Origin of the sequence: Thalassospira sp. MCCC 1A01428, from assembly GCF_002115825.1 — a bacterium.
Classification (GTDB): Bacteria; Pseudomonadota; Alphaproteobacteria; order Rhodospirillales; family Thalassospiraceae; genus Thalassospira.
Map to the genome: position 1 here is coordinate 1 of NZ_JFJZ01000102.1, position 3,886 is coordinate 3,886.

Annotated in this window: 4 protein-coding genes; 1 reads left to right on the top strand and 3 read right to left on the bottom strand. The window is 51.3% G+C overall.

Annotation, left to right across the window (positions count from 1 at the left end; genetic code table 11):
• Positions 1–277: 277 nt before the first annotated feature.
• From THS27_RS25815 to THS27_RS25825, 3 genes are read right to left on the bottom strand one after another with little or no spacing between them, the layout of a single operon-like run.
• On the bottom strand, positions 278–577 hold the full coding sequence (locus THS27_RS25815; protein ID WP_085595829.1) for an antibiotic biosynthesis monooxygenase: 300 nt from the start codon (positions 575–577) through the stop codon (positions 278–280).
• Positions 578–636: 59 nt separating this feature from the next.
• Positions 637–2,202 carry an autoinducer-2 kinase gene (gene lsrK, locus THS27_RS25820; RefSeq protein WP_085595831.1) on the bottom strand — a complete coding sequence of 522 codons (1,566 nt, stop codon included), beginning with the start codon at positions 2,200–2,202 and terminating at the stop codon, positions 637–639.
• Positions 2,203–2,205: 3 nt separating this feature from the next.
• Positions 2,206–3,150 carry a sugar-binding transcriptional regulator gene (locus tag THS27_RS25825; RefSeq protein ID WP_085595833.1) on the bottom strand — a complete coding sequence of 315 codons (945 nt, stop codon included), beginning with the start codon at positions 3,148–3,150 and terminating at the stop codon, positions 2,206–2,208.
• Between the two features lie 231 nt (positions 3,151–3,381).
• Here THS27_RS25825 and THS27_RS25830 point away from each other — a divergent pair.
• Positions 3,382–3,886 (top strand): ATP-binding cassette domain-containing protein (locus tag THS27_RS25830; RefSeq protein ID WP_139835761.1); only part of this gene is annotated, 505 nt, incomplete at its 3' end.

The window sequence follows — 3,886 nt, forward strand, 5'->3', positions numbered from 1 at the left end:
ACACCTTTTTTAAACAAAAATCACGTTTGTGACGTTTTTTTAAAAAAACCGCCGAAAACTGCGAAACTGAAAGAATGACTAATCGCAACTGGCACAACAAAATCGCAACCAATGACCCTTATGAAAACACAAAACAGGCATACAAAGCCCAAAAAGCACGTTCAATACCCGTGCGGTACCAGAAGAAAACCTGGTGATTCGCCGGGATGAAACAGAAAAAGCCCCTGCCGATAAAGGCAAAGGCTTTTCGAAAGCGGCACAGAGACAGACGCAGTGGCTATATATAGTCAGCCATTTCAGCGTTATAGAACGTTTTGGTACGCGGCCCGTTAATAATGGGATCGATAAGGCGCACACACTCCTTATAATGTGCCGTGCCCCGATGAATATCGAGTGCGGCATCATCGCGGAAGACTTCATAGATGGTAAATTTATGAGGATTTTCCGGGTCCCGCAGGACATCAAACCGCAAATTGCCTTCTTCCTTGCGCGATCCTTCGTAATTGATCCGGAAGGCTTCGATGAATTCATCAACATGGCCTTCTTTAACATCGATATGAACCATTTGTACGAGCATGGTTTTTCCTGTGGTTATGAAAATTTATAAGAGACACGGAAACGGGATAGCCATCAGACCTAAAGCCCCGGTGCTTTCCACATTGAGGTTGTCACACCCTGATCGACCAAAGAGAGCTGCGCAGCATAGGCAGCGGCCCAACGATCGCCAATGGCATCATAATCGGATTTAAGGGCGGGATCGGGATCAAAGGCTCCATCCCAAACCACCCATTCACGACCCAGCCCAGCCAGATCTTTGTAAAACCCGCCACCAACTGCCGCAGCGGCCGCACAACCAAGCGCGGTTGCTTCTTTTACCTTCGGGGTTTTCACGCGAAGCCCGGTAACATCAGCCAGCATTTGCGCCCAGTGCGAGCTTTTCGCCGCCCCCGCCGCAAAGACAATATGATCGGGCGTCTGACCTGATAAATTAAAAATTGACCGCAAATTGCGTGCGGCCACGACACAGGCATTTTCCTGCAAGGCGCGAAACATTACGGCCTTACCTGATTTTTCAGGATCGAGACTGAGATTTAGAAACGATGGAGCCGCGTGATACCAGGCACCATAGCGCATAACATCGGAAAAGACCGGAATAACACCATGCGCCCCCAACGGGACATTTGCAGATTTCTGTTCCAGCAGCGTATAGGCCTGCCCCGGATCGCTGACCTGCGCCAGTTCTTCCTGACCAAACGTATCGCGAAACCAGCGCATGACGGCACCAACAAAGAAACTGATCGCTTCGGCCTGATTAAGCCCCGCGATAACGTGGGGATTGATCCGCACATTCATATCCGGATCAATTAATGCAGGGCCCACATTTACAATTTGCTGCCAGAAAGTACCGCCCATAACCGCGCAATCACCAAGCCCGGTAACCCCGAGGCCGACAGTGCCCATTTGGCAATCGCCGCCGCCCACAACAACAACGACATCCGTTGACAGGCCGGTTTCAGCACTGGCCTTTGGCATAACGGTGCCAACGGCGGTTCCTGTTTCGCAGGATTGAGGGAAGATATCATCACGCAAGCCCAAACGGGACATGGCAGAAGGCAACCAGTCGCGTTCACGCAAACCAAAAATGCCCGTGGTACCGGCATTGGACGGATCAGAAACAATCACACCTGAAAGGCGGGCAACGACCCAGTCCGACAGCATACAGATTTTATCAATACGGTCGTAAATATCGGGCATTTGCTGCTTGAGCCACAACAAACGCGGCAAAGCCCCCAGGGCAAACGTTTGCCCGGTCTTGCGATACAGGTCCTGCTCGACACCGGGAAAATCAGCCTTTAACTGGCGAACCTGGTCGACCGCACGCCCATCGACATTGGCGCAAGCCCAGATTTCCATGCCATCGCGATCAAATGCCACAAAGGCTTCGCGCATACTGGTGGCGCTGACTGCGGCAATATCAGCACCCGTAATACCGGCCTGATCAAGCGCACCTTTAATACAGTCGCACAAAAGCGCCCAATTGCCTTCAACATCAAAATCCATCGAACCTGGGTAACGAGGGTCGCTTTTATGCCACCACTCGCGCTGGGTTGCGCCCAGTTGCCGCCCGTCCTGATCAAACACCACAGCCCGACCACTGCCGGTTCCGGCATCGATGGCTAAAAGATAATCGCCTTTTGCCATATTCTAGTTTTCCTCCAACAATTTCTCGGCCGTCTTTTCATCCGTAATCAGGATGTCGACATATTTGCCTTTAAGGGCCGATTGAATGGCGCGAACCTTGGACAGCCCGCCCGCCGCGGCGATAACATTTTCCGAACTTGACAACGCATTAAGCCGTGCCCCTACCACACGCTGATGAAGGGGAAGATCAAGCGCATCGCCATTGTCATCAAAGAACTGACAGAGAATATCGCCCACAGCACCCTTGCGCCGCAGCGGTTCGACCTCGCCCGGGGTGATATAACCACTGCGTACAACAGTGGAATCGGCATTCAGTTCGCCAATACCAACCAACTGATAAGCCGCGTTTAACGCCATCTCCAGAACAACGGCAATGCCGGGCTCCGCCATAAGAGCAGACGCGACATTTTGATCGGACACGACAAGAGGTGCTGGCACCAGATGGACACTGCTGCCCCAGTTTGCCGTACGCATACCATCAACATACGTGGCGACACCGCCGGTCAAACTAACCAGAGAAACATTACGTTCATTGGCCATATGACCAAGCCGCTGAATAGTATGACTGACTGTCGCCCCCCAGCCCACCGCCAACAGATCGTCGGGGCGCAAGCGTTGCATTAAAAACTGTGCCGCAGCCTGCCCCAGCCGCTCGCTAAGATCACCATCCTCGAGATGAGGCACCACACGCACTTCACGCAAACCCCAGCGATCTTGCAGACGTTGCTCATATTCGAGGCATCCCTGATGGCGGGAATTAATGCGCACCTGAATGATTCCGGTGCGCCGCCCACTTTCAAGCAGACGGGAAACCTTGATCCGTGAAAGCCCCAGCTTCTCGCCAATTTCGCCCTGGGTCAGACCGTCATTATAATAATACCATGCGATGCGGGTGAGGGTTTCCTCTTCCGCGTCGGCATAGCTCCAGTCTGTGTTATCTGACACCATAAACGTCATCCCAGCTTCATGTTATTTGTTCATTTGATTATTCATTAAACAAATGATCACGTCAACTGTTCCAATTTCAAAATTCTTTTTCTCGTGAAAACTGGCAAAAATTCAACAAATTAGTCAAAAATTACTGCATCGCACAATAAACACTCCCCATAAATCAGGTTGACGACAATCCATCAATGTGATCACATGTTTTACATAAGAACAAATGAACAGGTTGCAGGGATGGAACGGAACAATAACGACGTCGCAGCCGTCCGCGTAAACGACATATGGAAATCATATGGCGGGACAACGGTTTTAAAAGGGGTTGATATTACCCTGCTACCTGGACAGGTTCATGCCTTGTTAGGCGGCAATGGTGCTGGCAAGTCAACATTGATGAAATCAATTGCCGGTCTGGTTAACCCGGAGTCAGGCAGCATCGAAATCAATGGCCAAACCCTGAACAATGCATCCCCGGCAGCGGCACAGGCACTGGGGCTTTATCTGGTTCCGCAAGAAGCCCACATTTTACCGAACCAGTCCGTTTTGGAAAACATATGCCTTGGCCTGCGCGCTACAGCCAAATCCCTGCGTAACGATGTTGTAAAACTGGTGGCGGAACTTGCCGTAAAACTTGATCTGGATGCCCAGGCTGCAACCCTTGAGATTGCAGATCGCCAGATTGTTGAAATTTTACGCGGGCTGATACGCAAGGCGCGGGTTTTGATTTTGGACGAACCAACAT

Bases quoted from the DNA above. Each gene is read 5' to 3' on its own strand.
- THS27_RS25815 (WP_085595829.1), bottom strand. From the start codon at position 577: ATGCTCGTACAAATGGTTCATATCGATGTTAAAGAAGGCCATGTTGAT.
- lsrK (WP_085595831.1), bottom strand. From the start codon at position 2,202: ATGGCAAAAGGCGATTATCTTTTAGCCATCGATGCCGGAACCGGCAGT.
- THS27_RS25825 (WP_085595833.1), bottom strand. From the start codon at position 3,150: ATGGTGTCAGATAACACAGACTGGAGCTATGCCGACGCGGAAGAGGAA.